This is a genomic window from Bacillus sp. FDAARGOS_1420 (assembly GCF_019344915.1).
GTDB lineage: Bacteria > Bacillota > Bacilli > Bacillales > Bacillaceae_G > Bacillus_A > Bacillus_A mycoides.
Window position 1 is genome coordinate 91979 of record NZ_JAHWJB010000001.1, and the last position, 17883, is coordinate 109861.

Below are 17883 nucleotides of genomic sequence, written 5' to 3' on the forward strand. Positions count from 1 at the left end.
TTGATTGCATAATAAAAAGACACCCTCTTAAAAAACGAGAATGCCTCTTTCTAATTAACCTTCAATAATCTCCATCTTCTCCGTAATCGGCGTACGAGCTTTTCCTTCTGGTGCTTTATCGAAATAGCCGATATGAAGAATTCCAATGACGCGTTGACCTCTTGTTAAACCGATTCCTTCTATAAATAGTGGATTGTAGTTTAATCCACCTGATTTCCAAACGCACCCTAAGCCGCGTTCCCAAGCAAGTAATTGGAAGTTTTGCATAAATGCACATGTTGCAGCGTAATCTTCGTCACGTTGAATTTGACGCGGATCTTCATTAATGTAAACAACGATTTGTGCAGGTGTGCTTAAGAAACGATCAGATAAAATCTTGCCGCGTTTCGCTCTTTCTTCTTCTGTGAAAGAGTTTAATACTGCGTCTACTAATTTCTGACGGCCTTCTCCAATGTATAATTTACAATTCCATGGTTCACGGTGTTTATGATTCGGTGCCCATGTTGCGTCGTTTAATAGTTCAATTAATAGCTCTTTTTCTACTGCTTTATCTGTAAATGTACGAACAGAACGTCTTTCTTTAATAACGTTTGCGATGGAAGTATATGTAGTCATATTTTTCTCTCCCTTATTTTTATCTATATGTATAAGTTTTTTATTGATATTGATTTTCAATTTCGATTATAACCTAGTTTTTCACTATTAATCAATGTTTTATGTTGGAAAACCATGAAAAACTTCTTTTTATACTGTGAATAAAAAAACTTAACTTGTTCACAAGTTTTTCACATTTTATGGAAATGATATGTGTAAGTTTTCCACATTACCCATCTAGGAGGAGTTTACATGTATAAGAAAATCGTAGTAAGTATGACTATGGCAGCATTATTGTGCGGGATATCTGTCTTTCCTGCTTCTGCTTCCGCTGCCACGCCAAAAGAAGTAACAATGCACCATCATAAGCCTATTTCAGAAGAAGAAATGCAGTCGCTCGAAAAACTCGGCTATAATAAACATGAAATTTGGAAAGCTGCCCACATTGCAAGAATAAGTAAAAAAGAAATTAAGGACGTTTTAGCTTACTATAAGCAAAATAAATCTTGGAAGAAAACAGCCGAGCATTTCGGTGTAGATCCAAGTAAATTGAAAAAGCATCATATGAATAAAGAAACGAAAAAAGCACTACTGCAAGAATTAGCAAACATGCACAAATCTACACCTGATCAGCTAAAACAAAAAATGAAAGAGTATAACATCGGCTTACGTCAGCTCGCGGTATTAACAATCATCGCTCAAAAAAGTAATACCCCTCTCGATGATGTACTAAAAATGAAAAAAGATGGCATGGATATTAAACAAATTGCGGAAAAATTAAATGTTAAAAAAGAAGATATACGAGCAGAGATGATTAAATTAGTACAATCTATTAAAGAAAAGAAAACAAATTAATATGCCAAAAAGGAAGAGATATTCATTACTCTTCCTTTTCTTTATCCCGCTATTTGTGGGCAGTAAAACTCCCACCTCAAAATTCTGCTGGAGCAAAGAGGTTAGGTTGGAGTCGGGCTGCCCGTAAAAGCCCGATTGGTGCGGGCTAATAATCAGTGGGGAATGAACAAAATCCCACTGATTAAAGTTTCACTTTATGAACTTTCAGTTTTCAAGTATAAATTCCCGTCTTTCCCAAAAACTAACACAAGTAAATGGTGCATGTCAGGGGTGAGAAAATGTTTCGTTCAACATCTAAAAAGAATAAAAAAACAATCTGTTCCATTCCCGAGTTTATCCACACGATGAAAGAATCTAGTGATTTCGTTTCTTATAACGTAGTAGACGATGGGACATTATGTTTGTTTTATTATAAATCTACAGTAGAATCACTTATTATTAATCGATTCATTTTAACACCTATCAAAAAAGAATTAGATCACATTCAAAATATAAGTGACATAGCAAATATCGTCACACTTGAGGAGATTATCACCAATCCTTCTATTGATGATATCCGTGAAAAACTGTTAGGTGGATATGTACTTTTGCAGCTAAAAGTTAATTCCAAAGCAGCCGAATATGCACTTCTTCGCGCTGAAAGTTTAGCTTTAGGTACACGATTATATAACGATACAGAAAATGAATATAGTGTAATCGGTCCCAAAGTCGGATTCGTTGAAAATATTGATACAAATACACACTTACTTCGCCGAAGTATTATAACGGAGCAATTAGTTTTTAAAGAAGTTGTAGTTGGCTCTATATCAAAAACAAAGGTCATAGTTGCTTACATCGAAGGCATTACAAATGATCAGCACGTCAATACTGCGATGCAGCGCCTACAGGGCATTGACTTTGATGTTCCTTTCGATGCGACTATGATCGAACAATTTATTAGCGATAATAGTAACTCTCCCTTCCCTGTTTTACTACCTACAGAGCGCTTAGATCGTTCTGTTTATGCACTCATTAATGGCGGTGTTGTCATTTTAACAGATGGTTCACCCTATGCATTAGCTGGACCGGCGACATTACTCGATTTCTTCGTATCTCCAGAAGATTATTATTTACCATGGATAGCAGGCTCATTTCTTAGATTGGTTCGTTTTTTCGGAGCAGCATTCTCCCTATTTTCATCAGCTATTTATACAGCTGTATTAACGTATCACTATCAAATGATTCCCGCAGATTTACTTGGACCAATTATTTATTCCCGAGCCAATGTACCATTCCCACCTGTTTTGGAGGCACTTTTTTTAGAAATTACAATCGAATTACTGCGCGAGGCTGGAGCTCGTTTACCGACTAAAGTTGGTCAAACGATTGGTATTGTTGGGGGGATTGTCATTGGCCAAGCATCTGTTGAGGCTGCTTTAACGAGTACTATTTTATTAATTGCGGTTGCGTTATCTGCGCTTGCTTCTTTTACAACACCAACAGTAAAAATGTCTTCCACTATCCGGATATTACGATTTCCCCTCATCATTTTAGCTGGAGCATTTGGAGGTGTAGGGCTAATCGTCGGATTTGTATTCATATTAGCTCATTTAATTCGCTTAAAATCACTTGGATCACCTTATTTATTACCTTTATATCCATTTCGCGGGTTAGGTACAGCTGAAGGGCTCCTTCGTCTTCCATTTAGTCAAACTGCAGGACGGGCTTCTTTTCTAAGACCAAAGAAGAAATGGCGCTATGATCCAAACCAAGCGAAAGAAAAACGCGACGGTGAGGAAAAATGAAAAATATTTTATTACGCTTTTCCATTATCATTTTAATTTTTCTATCCGGCTGTACACAACCTAACATAGTAGATACACAGCGGATTATTCATGTGGGTGGATTCGATATAACGAAAAAGAAGAAATTTCGTGGGACGATTCTCTATCCAGATTACACAAAAGGAGTGCAATCAAAACCAGAAACTCAATCCACTACCGCTGGTACCATTGAAACAATCTCTTCACTTCTAAACGCAAAATCACCACATACGATTGCTGTAGGTCAAATGCGCGTTGTCCTATTTGGAAAATCATTCGGTGAACGTGGAATCGGAGATATTATTAACAACTTACAACGTGACCCTAACATTGGCCGAGATGTGCAGCTAGCGCTTGTAGACGGTTCAACAGAAGAATTACTTAAACATGTCAAAACAAATGGATCGCTATATCTATCTGATTTATTGGAGCAAAATATAGAAACGGAGACAATCCCTCGGATGGCCTTAAATATTTTTCTATATGATTTTTATTCATCTGGCTGCGATCCATTTCTTCCTTACATTCAAGTTGCAGAAGACAAGTCTGCTTCCATTAAAGGACTCGCTTTTTTAAAAAAGGATAAAGTAGCTATGTATACAGATAAAACAGGATCTTTTTTATTTAAATTACTCATTAATCCAACTAACAATGGACGTTACGAAGTTCCGATACGTCAAGGTAAACATAAAGGCTTAATCGCAACCCAAAACTTATCTGGAAATAGTGTTTGTTCCCTTTCCGAAGCCGGTGACATTCCGAAAGTTCACATTCGACTGAAATTAAATGGACTTATAAAAAATGCCCCTGACTGGCTTGATTTATCAAAGAGCGAAAATGTAACTTACGTAAAAAAACATGTAGAAAAGACACTTGAAAAACATTTAAACGAATTAATAAAACAATTCCAAGAAAAAGAAATCGATCCAATCGGTATACGTGAAGAAATTCGTAGTCACTCAAGAAAATGGAGCATGAAACAAATTCAAGAAATGTATCCTAGCGTAGACGTTGCAGTTAATGTGAAAATTAATGTCGTACAATCTGGTATCGGAGAATAGTGAGGTGCTGTAATGGCTGGACAAGATAAAACACATACTGTTTCCCCTTATTTCACATTTCTTCTATTACACTCCCTTCAAATTGGAGTAGGTGTGTTAGGTTACCAAAGGATTATTGCACAATATGCCGGTTATGATTCTTGGATTTCTCTTATTGTTGCGGGCATTGCAACTCATATCGTGCTATTTTGCATGCTTAAAATGTTAGAAAAAGATAATGATTTAATGAATATTCATACGACATGTTTCGGAAAGTGGACTGGAACATTTTTGTCCGTATGCTTTGCTGCATACCTTCTATTATTTTGCCTTACTGTCCTTCGTACATATATTGAAGTCATTCAAGTTTGGGTCTTCCCTACAATTAAACCGTGGAAATTAACTTTATTATTTTTACTTGTGACTTACTACGTAATTAAAGGTGGTTTTCGCTCTGTAACAGGAATGTGTTTTTGGGGCGTCGTAATACCGATTTTCGTCCTATTTTTCTTAGTTTTCCCAATGAAATACGCGCATGTCCGTAACATTCTCCCAATTCTAACTCATTCACCTTTAGAAATTCTAACTGCAGCGAAATCATCTGCATTAGAATTTCTTGGATTTGAAGCAATTCTTATTTTTTATCCATTTATAAAAAAAGAAAAATCATTAAATAAATGGGCGCATGGTGGTATTGCTTTTACAACAATTCTATACGTAATACTAGCCATCGTTTCCCTTATGTACTATAGCCAAGGACAACTACATCATACAATTTGGCCAACATTAACAATGCTAAAAATCATAAAGATTCCTTTTATCCAAAGGTTTGAGTACATCATTATTTTCATATGGTATCTTATTATTTTACCTAATCTTTGTTTAACAATTTGGTCTTCTTGTTGCATTAGTAAAAGGTCTTTTCATGTACCATTTAAAATTACACTTCCATTTTTTATTGCAGCTATATTTATTTCATCCTTATTTTTCACAAACCGTGAAAGTATTAATACATTAAATACAGTACTGTCTCAAGCTGGTTTATATATTGTATACGCTTATATCCCAATTTTATTTCTATTCCATTCACTACGATGGCGCTTCAAAAATCAGTCGAAAAAATCTTCACCCGACACACCATGATATTTGATACAATTTGGTTAATACATTTGTAAAGGGGACAAGCGAATGAAAAAGTATGTATTTTCTTTACTTGCAGTACTGAGCCTAATTCTTGCTGGATGCGGAAGTACTAGTACAAATGACAAAAAATCTTCTGAATCAAAAAAAGAACATGATCATGCCACGCACACTCAGCAAGCTGATATTCAAGAAAAAACAAAAGGAGTCGACACACTCCCTACCTTTCTAGACAAGCTTGATCCGCAAATGAAAGATATCTACACTGTCGCTGGACAAAATGCAGAGCTATTAGATTGGATTCCATGTTACTGCGGTTGCGGTGAGAGTGTAGGACATAAAAACAATAAAAACTGCTTTATTCGTGAAATTAAAAAGAATGGTGAAGTTGTTTGGGATTCCCACGCAACAACTTGTGTCAACTGCCTAGAAATCGCGGTTGAATCGGCTTCTATGAAACAAAAAGGAAAATCAACGCTCGAAATTCGTAACTATATCGACAATAAATACAAAGAAGGCTATGGCAAGCCAACACCTACGCCAATGCCAAAAGCATAAAAACGAGGAAATCCCTCGTTTTTCTCTTTTCATTCACCTTTTTTCTTAACAAATTCTTTCAAGTGTATTTCTCCTTACTTGTCACACACTATATATAACTCCTCGGTAAGGAGGGTACACAGTGCAAACATATAACGACTATGATAAAGCTCTCTATTACACGTATTGCTGTAATTGGGATAAATTACTCGTTCTCATGGTTCAAACGAACGATCAATTATTTTCTAAGCGTATTGAGCATTTTTTACACGCTTATCAATACAGTAAAGAACTACCAGAAGTTGATAAACAATTGCAGCTCCTATTTCAATATATTGACCACGCATCCCAAAAGTCACATGTAGAAGAAGTAGAGCAAATTCAAATGTAAAATATAGCGCTATTCTCTTTATGAGAATGGCGCTTTTTAAAATGTTCATATCAATAAATGTTTCTCCTCATAAAACTTTTATTGATAAACATATTTTTTCTTTCTTTTCCCTACTACTTCATACTATAATTTAGTATGTAACTATTATAAGTGAGGTATAAAATATGGGACGAGAAAAAAAGCAAGAATATGCTTTACTTACTGCATGGGGAGCTTCGTTTATTGCTACATTAGGAAGTCTATACTTTTCCGAAATTATGAAATTTGAGCCTTGTGTCCTTTGTTGGTATCAACGTATTTTTATGTATCCATTTGTTTTATGGCTCGGTATCGCTGTAGTAAAGAAAGACTATCGCATTGCAAGTTATTCTTTACCAATCGCAAGTATTGGTGCTTGTATTTCTTTATATCACTATGCAATTCAAAAAATCGCAGCATTTTCAGCTGCTGGGGCAGCTTGCGGCCGCGTACCTTGTACGGGAGAATACATAAACTGGTTCGGCTTTGTGACAATCCCGTTTTTAGCACTTATCGGCTTTATCACAATCGCTGTTTGTAGCTTCATCGTAATTAAAAACAAATAAGGAGATGAAAGAATGAAAAAAATGCTTATATTTGGCGGTATTATTATCGCCTTGTTTGCAGCAATTTTCGCTGTAACACAAATGGAAGAAAAAAATGCTTCAACAAGCCAAAAAATTGATAATGCTACTGATAGTAAGACAAATGGCCCTGACTACTATACAAATAAAATCTCTCTTTCAGATCTCCAAAAGAATTTAAAAGAGAAAAAAGAAGAAACAGTATACTTTTATCAAACATCTTGCGTTCATTGTCAAAAGCTATCTCCTATCGTAGTACCAATGGCTAAAGACTTGAATGTTGATATGAAAGTTATGGATATTGAAAAATTAGATGCTCCTTGGGATGAATATAAAATTAAAGGAACTCCAACAATCATTCATTTTAAAGATGGTAAAGAAGTGAGCCGTATTAGCGGCGAACAACCGGAAGACAAATTAAAAGAGTGGCTTGAGCAAACGAAAAAATAATAAGAAAAGGAAACTCCTTCTATACATGAAATGCGTGTAAACTCCCACACTAATGTATAAGGAGGGGGTTTTATGCCAGAAGTGAAATGCTCTGTTTCCAATTGCTCATTTTGGGGACAAGGTAACCTTTGTCAAGCAAGTGCAATCGTTGTTCAACCTGATGCACAAGAAGCAGGTCAAATTGAAAACAGTTCATATACAAACGCTACTTTAACAAACGAGACGCTTGAAAGTTCTGTAACAACGAGTGTAGAAACGTGTTGTCATACATTTAAACCGAAATATTAAACGTAAAAGCATACGATTAGTCGTATGCTTTTTTACATTCCTCTCCAAACATCATGCATCATAAAAAAGTACAAAATAACGAGAAGGACCGTCCCGCATAAAGTAATGCGTCGATATACACTCTTCTCCCCTTCCCTCGCTTTAACAAATGCCCAAATAAATCCGACGAACAATATTAAATCAATATATGGAACATAAAAGGAAAAGACGAGTAACGCATATAAATACACGATAAATAAACAAGTCGTGATTAAGAAAATTTTAAATGCAAATTCACTTTTCATAATGTGACCGCCCCCCAGTCTGTACTGTATTATATTCAGAAAAACATAATAGTTGCTGTTTCAATTTTTTCATCTCACTATTTACAGGCGCTCGATTGGTATGAAATCATTAAAACCAACTAAACTTCATCACAAATAAGCTACCGTCTATTTACGGTAGCTATTACGGGACATTATATTTCCGTTTATATAGGTTACTTAAAATCGAATAAGGTAATTGTTCATAACGAATTTTTTCTCCTGTTTCATCTACAATATACAAATTGTTTCCTATATAATAGGTTCCATCTTTTCGTTTGGAATACACTGTGTATCTTTCATTTGGCAATACTGTTTTTACTTTCGTCAATTGTCCATTTGGTTCTTGCCAATATATATTTACACGATCTACTAACGTAAGCATTCCAATTTGTTCTTCTTCTACTTTACGACCATTCCAGCTCACAACACGATAACCTAGCTTATATGCTTCATATTCGGGACTCGTATGAAAACGAGAAATAATTACTTTCGTCTGTAATTGTACCCGGTCGTATAACCATTGTATGTCCCGATCGTGCATGCGAATACAACCATTCGACTCCCTGCTTCCAATCGTCCATTCCCGATTTGTTCCATGAATTGCATATTCCTTTTTATCTAGACCTAACCACCTCGTACCGAGAGGGTTATTCGGAGCACCCCCAGCTATTTTTTTACGATGGTATTCTTTATTTTTATATTTAGTTATAATACAAAAATTACCCTCAGGCGTCGGGGTCCTGTCTCTTCCTGTCGTTATCGGAAATGTCTTAGTATAGTTTCCATCTTCAAAAAAAGACAGCTGATTCGTCGTAAGGTTAACTAATATTAAATGATCTGTATTAGCAAAAACGCTAGCTGGCAGGCAGAAAAATAGGATTACGATAAACCATACTTTCTTCATCTAAATCCTCCCTAGCACTAACATCATAATAAAGTGAAACTTTACTCGGTGGGAGGGTTTGTCCATCCCCTACTGAATATTAGCCTTCACCAATCGGGCATTTACGGGCAGGTATCTCCCACCTAACTTCCTTGCATTCGCCGAATTTTGAGGTAGGAATCTTACTGCCCGCAAATAGCGGGATAAAGTGAAACTTTAATCAGTGGGGGTTTTGTCCATCCCCCACTGATTATTAGCCTTCACCAATCGGGCATTTACGGGCAGTTAATCTCCCACCTAACTTCTGTGCTCCACCTGAATTTTGAGGTGGAATTTTACTGCCCGTTAATGCGGGATAAATGCAATTAGCTTTACTTTGCTCTTATAAATGAAAACTATCCATTCACAATTACTCCACCATTTACATGCATCATCTGTCCCGTTACATATGCCGAATCACTAGACGCTAAATATACATATGCAGGCGCTAATTCATACGGCTGACCAGGCCTTTGCATAGGAACATTACTCCCAAACTGTGATACTTTTTTCTCATCAAAACTGGATGGAATAAGCGGTGTCCAAACTGGGCCTGGTGCAACACCATTTACACGAATTCCTTTTTGTACTAACGACTGAGATAACGATCTTGTAAAAGCGACAATTGCTCCTTTCGTTGCAGAATAGTCGATCAACGTTTCATTTCCTTCATACGCAACGATAGATGCCGTGTTTATAATTACATCCCCTTTCTTTAAATGAGAGAGGGCTGCTTTTGCAACATGAAAATAAGAAAAAATATTAATACGGAACGTTTTTTCTAGCTGTTCCGCTGTAATATACTCTAGTCCTTGCTGCGGATATTGCTGTGCGACGTTATTCACAAGAACATTTAGCCCCCCTAGCTGCTGGGCGGTCTCTTCTACAATCTCTTTACAATGTTGTTCATTACTCAAATCTCCCGGCAATAATACACAATTCACGCCTTCTTTTTCCACAAGTTGTTTCGTCTCAGTTGCATCTTCGTCCTCATCTAAATAAGCAATCGCAATATTTGCTCCTTCTTTTGCAAAAGCGATAGAAACAGCTCTTCCAATCCCGCTATCTCCTCCTGTAATTAATACATTTTTTCCTTTTAACTTTTCACTTCCTTTATAATTTGGATCTTCAAACTTTGGAAGAGGATTCATTAACGATTCAATACCAGGTTGTTTATTTTGATGTTGTGCTGGCATTGTTAAAAAGTTTTTTTGCTGCGGCATAACTTCCTTCAACTCCTTTCCCCTTATAATGCGCACAATAAAAAAAACTACTTACACATTAAAAAACCGAAATTCACACACAGTTTTACGATTAATATTCGAATTTACGACATAAAATATGAGTTGTTCTAAAGTTTTTATGCAAAACTATTGCAAAATAGTTAAAAAACGAATATTATATATAACTGTTGTGAAAATTATTCGTAAAAAGAAAGGATGTTTATATGTTTAACCTTTCAAAACATAAAACTTCTATTAAAACTGAAATTATGGCAGGTATTATTACCTTTTTAACAATGGCATATATCATTGTCGTAAACCCTGTCATCCTTGGGGATGCAGGTGTTCCGTTTGAACAAGCATTTACAGCTACTATTATCGCCGCTGTTGTCGGAACATTATTTATGGCAATCTTTACAAACTTACCAATCGCAATTGCACCAGGTATGGGATTAAATGCTTACTTCTCTTACTCTGTTGTAAAAGCTCATGAAGGCATGACTTTCGCGATTGCATTCTCTGCTGTATTCGTAGCAGGTATGATTTTAATTTTGTTATCATTCACATCTTTCCGTACGAAATTAATGGAAGTAATTCCTGAGAACCTAAAACATGCACTTACTGCTGGTATCGGTCTTTTTATTGCTTTTATCGGTTTGCGCTTAACGGGAATTGTTACAAAAAATGATGCAAACTTAGTTGGGCTTGGCGATCTTCACTCTGCTCCAGTTCTACTAGCATTAGCTGGCCTTGGAATTACAATTATCCTTATGTCTTTAAATATAAACGGGGCACTATTTATCGGAATGTTATTAACTGGTATTATCGCTTACTTCACAGGTCAATTAACATTTTCAAGCGGCGTTACATCAATGCCTGGATTACCAGAAGGAATTATCGTTTCAAATCCAATTACTGCTGTATCTGATGTAATTAACTACGGATTATACGGCGTTGTGTTCTCATTCTTCCTTGTTACACTATTCGATACAACAGGTACACTACTTGGCGTTGCACAACAAGGTGGATTTATGAAAGATGGAAAGCTTCCAAAAGCAGGACGAGCTCTTCTATCTGACTCATTCTCAGCAACAATTGGAGCTATGTTCGGAACAACACCATCAACAGCTTACATTGAATCATCTGCTGGTGTTGCAGCTGGTGGTCGTACTGGTTTAACAACTGTTACAGTAGCTGTTCTATTTGCATTAGCAGCATTCTTCGGACCGTTAGTGAGCGCTGTTTCTGGCGTTTCAGCTATTACAGCACCATCACTAATTATCGTTGGTAGTCTTATGATGGGCTCAGTTCGCCACATCGATTGGGATACATTCGATGAAGCATTCCCAGCATTTTTAGTAATCTTAAGCATGCCACTTACATCAAGTATCTCAACAGGTATTGCACTTGGATTTATTTCATACCCACTTATGAAAGTGGCAAAAGGACAATTCCGTGCTGTTCACCCACTTGTGTATTTATTCGGGATCTTGTTCGCTTATCAATTAGTTTTCTTACCACATTAAAATCCCTCGTTGTGAGGGATTTTTTATTTACAAAAAAACATTTGACAACAGCATACACTTATGGAATAATTCGAAATAGTTAAATATTCGATGTCTTATCAAGAGCAGGTGGAGGGATGAGCCCTACGAAGCCCGGCAACCGACCCATTTATGGGCACGGTGCTAATTCTTACAACACATTGTGTTGAAAGATAAGAGTAATATGATAAGACGTCTTTTCTATATGAAAAGACGTTTTTATTTTCACTCCCTCCTCTCTTTTCTTAATTTAGGAGGGATTTTTTTATGAAAAAATTATGTTCCACCGTACTCATTATTCTCTTACTCGTATTAACAGCTTGCACAAATGAACAAGATGCTATCTCTTCACAAAAGCAACAAACGGTGAAGAAAGAAGCTACTACAGCAGCAAATCATTTACAAACAGAAATTCCAAGCCAAGTAAAAAACCCATTAAAAATCGCATTAATTATGCAAATGTCCATCGGAACTTTTTCCTCTCAATATATTGAGGGTGTCAAAAAACAAGTCGAGCTATTCGGCGGCAGTGTGCAAGTCTACAATTCTGATAATGATTTAGCAAAAATGGCAGCAAATCTAGATACTGCTATTAATTCAAAAGTTGATGGTATTTTAATTGATCACGGTCGCTCTGAAGCACTAAAACCCGGAGTAGAAAAAGCATTACAAGCGAATATTCCTGTAGTTGCATTTGATAACGACCTACGCTTACCAGGCGTAACGATTATTGATCAAGATGACTATAGTCTTGCATGGAAATCATTAAAAACGTTAGCGGAAGATCTGAATGGACAAGGGAATATCGCCGTCGTATGGGTTGGCGGATTTGCTCCAATGGAACGTCGCAATGTTATCATTGATGCTTTTTATAAACGTTATCCAAATATAAAAGAAGTTGCACGCTTTGGTACCGCTAGTAATAACACACCACTTGATACGCAAACACAAGTAGAGGCTTTACTAAAAAAATATCCGAAAAAAGGTGATTTACAAGCTATTTTCGCTTCGTGGGATGAGTTTGCTAAGGGGGCCGTCAAAGCACTCGAACAAGCTGGTCGTACAGATATAAAAGTATACAGCATTGACTTAAGTAATGAAGATTTACAACTCATGCAAAAAGAAAATTCACCTTGGACTGCTACGGCTGCAACCGATCCAGCTGAAGTCGGTAAAGTTCAAGTGCGTTTCTTATACAAGAAAATCGCTGGTGAACAAACGCCAGATATTTATTCACTAGAACCTTATTTAGTAAAGAAAAATAGTTTGCCACAAGAAAATATAACGATGGATCAATTATCAAAACATATAAACGGTTGGGGAGACTCGAAAGATGCATATTCACCTTGGATGAAAAAATTAGAGAAGGAGAAAAAATGATGACATTCTCTCTTCAAAACATTACACATTCTTATCACATCTCTACCCCTGTACTAGAAAATGTTTCTATTAACATACAAAAAGGAAAAGTTCACGCTTTACTAGGAATGAATGGTGCAGGAAAAAGTACTTTACTAAAAATAGCAACTGGTGAAATTCAACCCGTTGCTGGGAATATAAAAATTGATAATCAGTCTATTTCCTTTACTTCACCACGCGATGCAAAAAAGCATGGTATTTCTTTCGTAACACAAGAAGTGGATCACGGACTTATTCCTGGATTATCTGTATTAGAAAATGTACTAATCGATCATTTAGCAATGCAAAATAAAGTACTATTTTCAAAGTCAAAATTAGTCTCACTCGCTAAACAACATTTGCAAACTGTACAGGCTGATTTAAATGTTTCGGAAGATGTTTCAAACTGCTCATTACATGAAAAACAATTACTTCTTATCGCAAGAGCTTTATCCAACAATACAAATTATCTTTTATTAGATGAGCCTACTTCTTCTCTTGGACCGAAAGAAGTTGAAACCTTCGGGCAACTATTAAAAGATTTAACATCGAAAGGAATTGGCATCATCTTAATTTCTCATCGTTTATCAGAGATTCGAAATTTCGCGGATGATGTAACCATATTACATAACGGTAAAGTTGCAATTTCTGAAGCGATTACAAAGGTTACAGATCAACAAATTGTGGAAGCGATGACTGGAAAACAACTTACACTTCCTATTAATACAGCGCCAAAACGAGGGAACGAAGAATTATTTAAAGTACAAGAACTTCCATTACACAAAGACCATTCTCCTCTTTCTCTCACCGTACGGAAAGGTGAAACTGTTGTGATATACGGATTAATTGGCAGTGGCAAAACAACACTTGCTGAAACGTTATTTGGTACTCATCATACTTATCACGCAGAAATAGATGGTCAAACAATAACAATTAAAACACCGCGAGATGCGATTAAAGCAAAGATCGCACTTGTACCAGAGGAAAGAAGAAAACAAGGCGTATTTCTTTCGGAAGATATTATAAGCCACACTAATTTACACCAATCAGGTTGGAGACGAAAGCAAACCGAATTAAATAATGCTACTACAGCAATTTCTTCTTTCAGCATTTCACCCAATGACCCAAAAGCATTTATTCATTCACTTAGCGGTGGAAACCAGCAAAAAGTCTCCATTGCAAAGTGGCATGGATTCAAACCGAATCTATTTCTTTTGGACGAGCCAACTAAAGGTGTAGACATAGCTGCAAAACAAGACATTTTTCAATTCATTCGCAACATTACAGATGGCGGAAGTTCCGTAATTTACTTCACAGGAGAACAAGATGAAGCACTACATATCGCTGATCGCATTTTTATACTCGCAAACGGAGAATTTGTAGGTGAATACTTACCAGACGAACTATCTCCTGAACAGCTTTTACATTTATCTGAAGGGAGTTATTCCATTGAATCTCGTTCATAAAACAAAAACTAAGAAACTATATTTACCTACTCATCTTTTTTATCAATTTAGTACGATTGCTATCATTATAGGTGTTACAATTTTCTTCTCTATCGTCAACGATTCTTTTTTAACATACAACAATATTAGTGATATTTTACGTTCCATTTCTATCGTAACGTTACTTGCAATTGGTGTTACCTTTACATTAATTGTAGATGGATTTGATTTATCAGTCGGCTCTACCGCTAGTTTAGCAACCATTGCCGCTGCTTCCTGTCTCATTTTATATCGACAAGAACTATTAGTCACACTCCTTGTTCCTATTCTTTGTGGGCTATTAGTTGGATTATTAAATGCACTACTCGTTATCCGCATTAAACTACCAGATTTACTAGCTACATTAAGTATCATGTATATCGTGAATGGACTACACTTAACATTTTCAAAAGGATCTTCTATTTATGAAGGAATGTCTGGTGCCAAAGGACATTTTATTCCATCCTTTTTATTTATCGGTCAAGGTTCTGTGTTAGGAATTCCAGTCCCTGTCATTATCATGCTTATCGTCGTTTTAATTGCATATGTATTTTTAGAAAAAACAACGTACGGTCGTTTCTTTTATATGACAGGTGGGAATCGAGAAGCTGCTAGACTAGCTGGTATTCCTACTGATCGTTACCGTGTATATGCTTATATGATTAGCGGTTTACTTGCCTCTATTGGCGGTATTATTCTATGTAGCCGCGTTGGAACAGGACAAGTTTCAGCTGGCGCCCCATTATTAATGGATGCAGTTGCAGCTGCCTATATCGGTTATGCAATGTTCGGTGCTAAGAAACCAAATGTCATCGGAACATTTCTTGGTTCCGTATTAATTGGAATCATATTAAACGGCCTTACAATGATGAACGTTCCTTATTATGCGCAAGATATCATTAAAGGCAGTATTTTAATTGCAGCTTTAGCCTTTTCATTTATTAAAAAGAAGCGTAAATAAAAAAGTAGCGCATCGAATTCCGATGCGCTACTTTCCTTTTGCAACAATCAAACGAACTACTTTCAATGCAAGAAGTAAAAGACCGTTCACAATCGCTGCAATCCCTAAGAAGACCGCTATCATCAGCTCTCCCATTCCGTTATTCAATACAAACATAACAGAAGAAATGACAGCCAAAATAAACAATATTAACGTTGGTATATATTTAATAACAGGCTTCTTATATGATTTTTTTGAAAGAAGAAACGTAATTAACAACGTCATAATGAAAACAAAAGATTGCCCGTAGTTAACCCTCACTACTAGCCAATCACTTGACTAGCAGGGCTTACTGATATATTTAATTCACTTTGGTTATAATTGGTTAAATAAATCGTAACAGTTAGTTACCCTTTATATACATTTTCCATATGTATCACCTCTCCACATACTTTTATCCATATTACACCATTATATTTATTGAATATTGCCATCAAGTAGTCGTATTGTCCTCTGGCAGTATGCAGCTACCTTTTGATCGTGTGTTACAACTAGTACCGTTTTTCCTTGTTTATTAATTTCTTTTAAAATGCTCATAATTTTTTTCCCGTTTTCTTGATCAAGAGCACCAGTCGGCTCATCTGCTAGGATAATTTTTGTATCTTGCGCTAATGCTCTTGCTATCGCCGTTCTTTGCTGCTCTCCTCCTGATAACTCGTAGGGATATTTGTTAATATGTCTCTCAAGCCCTACCATTTCCAGCATTTCTTTTGATATTTGCATACGTTTCTTATGAGAAATCCTTCTATATACAAGTGGAAGCATTACATTTTCAATAATTGTATAATCATCTAGTAGCGAAAAGTTCTGAAACACAAATCCAACTTCCTTATTTCTATACTTATGATAGTTTGATTTTAATGTACTAGTATCCATGCCATCTAAAAAATACTTCCCAGTAGAAGGGCTATCAATTAAGCCAATAATGTTGAGAAGAGTAGATTTCCCCGAACCAGATGGCCCCATAATAGCTATCATTTCACCTTTCTCTATTGTAAGATTAATATCTTTTAAAGCACTAAAATTACTCTTTCCGAAGTCCTTAACCACATTTGCGAGCTGAATCATCTATAACACCTCTTTCATATATGTATTTTTTATTTTTAATACATTGAAGTAAATAATTGCATATATAATGAGCATCATTATAATTGATAACGCACTTATAGCAATTAATGATTCTTTAGAAACTTTTAACGTTCCAAAAAAAGATACCGTGCTATTCTCGAAATCTTTCTGAATATTAATTATTCCGCTATTATCCCATTGAAAATACATAGTCCCTATACATATTGATAAGATGAATAGCAACATATACTCAATAATAAACGGAAGACATATTTGAAAAGTACTTGCTCCTAATGCTGATTTAATAGAAATATTTTTACGCTCCATATAAAGCGCTGCCATTGATGTTAATAAAATAGATATAAATGAAAAGGATAAGACTGTACCGCTTAATAATAAGGGGTATGACATATTATCAATGCCTTGCTTTTCGTTTTCTAACAATTTATTCGGATTTGTAACATAATACGAATACCCCTTACCTTCTGTTACCTTTAATACTTTCTTTTGAAATTCATTTATATCCATTTTCTCATTTATTTCTATAATTAACCCATTATATAAAAGTTCTACACTGTGGAATTCTATTTCTTCTGTTCCAATGGGTAAAATAGCCATGTTATCTAATAATGTAATACGATTGTCTAATATTTCACCACTCCTAGGATGTGTAAAGGGTGAATTTTTTTCTAAAAAACCAATTACTTTTAGTTTCGTTTTTCCAGATGGTATGACATCACCAATAGATACTTTTTCTTTATAATTAGCACCTAATATAACCGGCCTAATATTGAATACTGATTTATGAAATTCCCATTCCTCAAAATATCTTCCTTGTGAAAGTCGTATATGAAAATATTTATTAATACCTTTATCAACAAGCAAAGTCTTTATCGTTTCATTTTCTTTATTTAAGGTAAATGAATATTCACGAAACAAATAATTTGTTGTATTTGTAATTGGTATCGTATTAGATAAACTTTGAATGAAATGTTGATAGTCATTTTTTGCTTTTTCTTCGCTAAACAACGTTATATCTTGTGTTGCATAAAGTTCATAGAAATTGTCATTAGTCGATAAACCGTTTGCTACTGTCATCATTTTTCGATATCCCGAAAGGTTACTAATAAATTCTATAGCTGAAGAAAATGCAATAACTAAAGAAATTACTATAATCACACTCGGTAACAGCCGTTTTTTCATAAACCGTATAGAATCAAGTATAAAAAACATGAAGACC

At 35.6% G+C, this 17883-nt stretch carries 20 protein-coding genes and 1 riboswitch; of the genes, 13 read left to right on the forward strand and 7 right to left on the reverse strand.

What is annotated here, in order from left to right; genetic code table 11:
* Positions 1 to 54: 54 nt before the first annotated feature.
* Positions 55 to 615, reverse strand: a complete 561-nt coding sequence (locus I6L50_RS00585; RefSeq protein ID WP_113936752.1) for a nitroreductase family protein — start codon at positions 613 to 615, stop codon at positions 55 to 57.
* A gap of 231 nt (positions 616 to 846) precedes the next feature.
* On the opposite strand from I6L50_RS00585, the gene I6L50_RS00590 reads away from it, so the two are divergent.
* From I6L50_RS00590 to I6L50_RS00630, 9 genes are all read left to right on the forward strand, one after another.
* Positions 847 to 1449, forward strand: coding sequence for a hypothetical protein (locus I6L50_RS00590; protein WP_219299970.1), 603 nt, complete (start codon positions 847 to 849; stop codon positions 1447 to 1449).
* Positions 1450 to 1727: 278 nt separating this feature from the next.
* A complete protein-coding gene (locus I6L50_RS00595; RefSeq protein ID WP_219299972.1) occupies positions 1728 to 3233 on the forward strand; it encodes a spore germination protein in 1506 nt (501 codons plus the stop codon).
* Entirely contained in the window at positions 3230 to 4312 is a 1083-nt protein-coding gene (gerYC, locus tag I6L50_RS00600; protein ID WP_219299974.1) for a spore germination protein GerYC, read from the forward strand. The genes I6L50_RS00595 and gerYC overlap by 4 nt, the downstream gene beginning before the upstream one ends.
* Positions 4313 to 4324: 12 nt before the next feature.
* Entirely contained in the window at positions 4325 to 5434 is a 1110-nt protein-coding gene (locus I6L50_RS00605) for a GerAB/ArcD/ProY family transporter (RefSeq protein ID WP_219299976.1), read from the forward strand.
* 45 nt (positions 5435 to 5479) lie between these two features.
* On the forward strand, positions 5480 to 5989 hold the full coding sequence (locus tag I6L50_RS00610; protein WP_219299978.1) for a PCYCGC domain-containing protein: 510 nt from the start codon (positions 5480 to 5482) through the stop codon (positions 5987 to 5989).
* A 121-nt stretch (positions 5990 to 6110) separates the two neighbouring features.
* Positions 6111 to 6359, forward strand: coding sequence for a YhdB family protein (locus I6L50_RS00615; RefSeq protein WP_001195459.1), 249 nt, complete (start codon positions 6111 to 6113; stop codon positions 6357 to 6359).
* Positions 6360 to 6523: 164 nt separating this feature from the next.
* A complete protein-coding gene (locus tag I6L50_RS00620; protein ID WP_000532269.1) occupies positions 6524 to 6943 on the forward strand; it encodes a disulfide formation protein C in 420 nt (139 codons plus the stop codon).
* A gap of 12 nt (positions 6944 to 6955) precedes the next feature.
* Entirely contained in the window at positions 6956 to 7411 is a 456-nt protein-coding gene (locus tag I6L50_RS00625) for a thioredoxin family protein (protein ID WP_016093295.1), read from the forward strand.
* A gap of 72 nt (positions 7412 to 7483) precedes the next feature.
* On the forward strand, positions 7484 to 7699 hold the full coding sequence (locus tag I6L50_RS00630) for a DUF1540 domain-containing protein (protein WP_002029883.1): 216 nt from the start codon (positions 7484 to 7486) through the stop codon (positions 7697 to 7699).
* A gap of 32 nt (positions 7700 to 7731) precedes the next feature.
* Here the strand turns inward: I6L50_RS00630 and I6L50_RS00635 are convergent, their stop codons facing one another.
* The 3 genes from I6L50_RS00635 to I6L50_RS00645 all read right to left on the reverse strand — a co-directional run bounded on the left by I6L50_RS00635 (position 7732) and on the right by I6L50_RS00645 (position 10149).
* Positions 7732 to 7983, reverse strand: a complete 252-nt coding sequence (locus tag I6L50_RS00635; RefSeq protein ID WP_002029881.1) for a hypothetical protein — start codon at positions 7981 to 7983, stop codon at positions 7732 to 7734.
* Positions 7984 to 8146: 163 nt separating this feature from the next.
* Complete coding sequence (locus I6L50_RS00640) at positions 8147 to 8908, reverse strand: L,D-transpeptidase (protein ID WP_219299980.1); 762 nt, start codon at positions 8906 to 8908, stop codon at positions 8147 to 8149.
* A gap of 374 nt (positions 8909 to 9282) precedes the next feature.
* A complete protein-coding gene (locus I6L50_RS00645; protein ID WP_219301278.1) occupies positions 9283 to 10149 on the reverse strand; it encodes an SDR family oxidoreductase in 867 nt (288 codons plus the stop codon).
* A 224-nt stretch (positions 10150 to 10373) separates the two neighbouring features.
* Here I6L50_RS00645 and I6L50_RS00650 point away from each other — a divergent pair, with 224 nt between their 5' ends.
* The 4 genes from I6L50_RS00650 (at position 10374) to I6L50_RS00665 (ending at position 15536) form a co-directional block, all read left to right on the forward strand.
* Positions 10374 to 11675 carry an NCS2 family permease gene (locus tag I6L50_RS00650; RefSeq protein ID WP_002029878.1) on the forward strand — a complete coding sequence of 434 codons (1302 nt, stop codon included), beginning with the start codon at positions 10374 to 10376 and terminating at the stop codon, positions 11673 to 11675.
* A 92-nt stretch (positions 11676 to 11767) separates the two neighbouring features.
* Positions 11768 to 11873: riboswitch (SAM riboswitch) on the forward strand.
* A gap of 87 nt (positions 11874 to 11960) precedes the next feature.
* A complete protein-coding gene (locus I6L50_RS00655) occupies positions 11961 to 13073 on the forward strand; it encodes a sugar ABC transporter substrate-binding protein (protein WP_219299982.1) in 1113 nt (370 codons plus the stop codon).
* The gene (locus tag I6L50_RS00660) at positions 13070 to 14557 is read left to right on the forward strand and encodes a sugar ABC transporter ATP-binding protein (RefSeq protein WP_219299984.1); all 1488 of its coding nucleotides are present in this window, start codon (positions 13070 to 13072) and stop codon (positions 14555 to 14557) included. Before I6L50_RS00655 ends, I6L50_RS00660 begins: the two co-directional genes overlap by 4 nt.
* Entirely contained in the window at positions 14541 to 15536 is a 996-nt protein-coding gene (locus I6L50_RS00665) for an ABC transporter permease (protein WP_001054974.1), read from the forward strand. The genes I6L50_RS00660 and I6L50_RS00665 overlap by 17 nt, the downstream gene beginning before the upstream one ends.
* Positions 15537 to 15563: 27 nt before the next feature.
* Here the strand turns inward: I6L50_RS00665 and I6L50_RS00670 are convergent, their stop codons facing one another.
* From I6L50_RS00670 to I6L50_RS00680, 3 genes are all read right to left on the reverse strand, one after another.
* Positions 15564 to 15800, reverse strand: a complete 237-nt coding sequence (locus I6L50_RS00670; RefSeq protein WP_219301279.1) for a sugar ABC transporter ATPase — start codon at positions 15798 to 15800, stop codon at positions 15564 to 15566.
* A gap of 192 nt (positions 15801 to 15992) precedes the next feature.
* The gene (locus I6L50_RS00675; protein WP_219299986.1) at positions 15993 to 16643 is read right to left on the reverse strand and encodes an ABC transporter ATP-binding protein; all 651 of its coding nucleotides are present in this window, start codon (positions 16641 to 16643) and stop codon (positions 15993 to 15995) included.
* Positions 16644 to 17876 (reverse strand): ABC transporter permease, encoded by a 1233-nt coding sequence (locus I6L50_RS00680; protein WP_219299988.1) that lies wholly within the window; start codon positions 17874 to 17876, stop codon positions 16644 to 16646.
* Positions 17877 to 17883: the final 7 nt, after the last annotated feature.

Bases quoted from the DNA above. Each gene is read 5' to 3' on its own strand.
- I6L50_RS00585 (WP_113936752.1), bottom strand. From the start codon at position 615: ATGACTACATATACTTCCATCGCAAACGTTATTAAAGAAAGACGTTCT.
- I6L50_RS00590 (WP_219299970.1), top strand. From the start codon at position 847: ATGTATAAGAAAATCGTAGTAAGTATGACTATGGCAGCATTATTGTGC.
- I6L50_RS00595 (WP_219299972.1), top strand. From the start codon at position 1,728: ATGTTTCGTTCAACATCTAAAAAGAATAAAAAAACAATCTGTTCCATT.
- gerYC (WP_219299974.1), top strand. From the start codon at position 3,230: ATGAAAAATATTTTATTACGCTTTTCCATTATCATTTTAATTTTTCTA.
- I6L50_RS00605 (WP_219299976.1), top strand. From the start codon at position 4,325: ATGGCTGGACAAGATAAAACACATACTGTTTCCCCTTATTTCACATTT.
- I6L50_RS00610 (WP_219299978.1), top strand. From the start codon at position 5,480: ATGAAAAAGTATGTATTTTCTTTACTTGCAGTACTGAGCCTAATTCTT.
- I6L50_RS00620 (WP_000532269.1), top strand. From the start codon at position 6,524: ATGGGACGAGAAAAAAAGCAAGAATATGCTTTACTTACTGCATGGGGA.
- I6L50_RS00625 (WP_016093295.1), top strand. From the start codon at position 6,956: ATGAAAAAAATGCTTATATTTGGCGGTATTATTATCGCCTTGTTTGCA.
- I6L50_RS00630 (WP_002029883.1), top strand. From the start codon at position 7,484: ATGCCAGAAGTGAAATGCTCTGTTTCCAATTGCTCATTTTGGGGACAA.
- I6L50_RS00635 (WP_002029881.1), bottom strand. From the start codon at position 7,983: ATGAAAAGTGAATTTGCATTTAAAATTTTCTTAATCACGACTTGTTTA.
- I6L50_RS00640 (WP_219299980.1), bottom strand. From the start codon at position 8,908: ATGAAGAAAGTATGGTTTATCGTAATCCTATTTTTCTGCCTGCCAGCT.
- I6L50_RS00645 (WP_219301278.1), bottom strand. From the start codon at position 10,149: ATGCCGCAGCAAAAAAACTTTTTAACAATGCCAGCACAACATCAAAAT.
- I6L50_RS00650 (WP_002029878.1), top strand. From the start codon at position 10,374: ATGTTTAACCTTTCAAAACATAAAACTTCTATTAAAACTGAAATTATG.
- I6L50_RS00655 (WP_219299982.1), top strand. From the start codon at position 11,961: ATGAAAAAATTATGTTCCACCGTACTCATTATTCTCTTACTCGTATTA.
- I6L50_RS00660 (WP_219299984.1), top strand. From the start codon at position 13,070: ATGATGACATTCTCTCTTCAAAACATTACACATTCTTATCACATCTCT.
- I6L50_RS00670 (WP_219301279.1), bottom strand. From the start codon at position 15,800: ATGACGTTGTTAATTACGTTTCTTCTTTCAAAAAAATCATATAAGAAG.
- I6L50_RS00675 (WP_219299986.1), bottom strand. From the start codon at position 16,643: ATGATTCAGCTCGCAAATGTGGTTAAGGACTTCGGAAAGAGTAATTTT.
- I6L50_RS00680 (WP_219299988.1), bottom strand. From the start codon at position 17,876: ATGTTTTTTATACTTGATTCTATACGGTTTATGAAAAAACGGCTGTTA.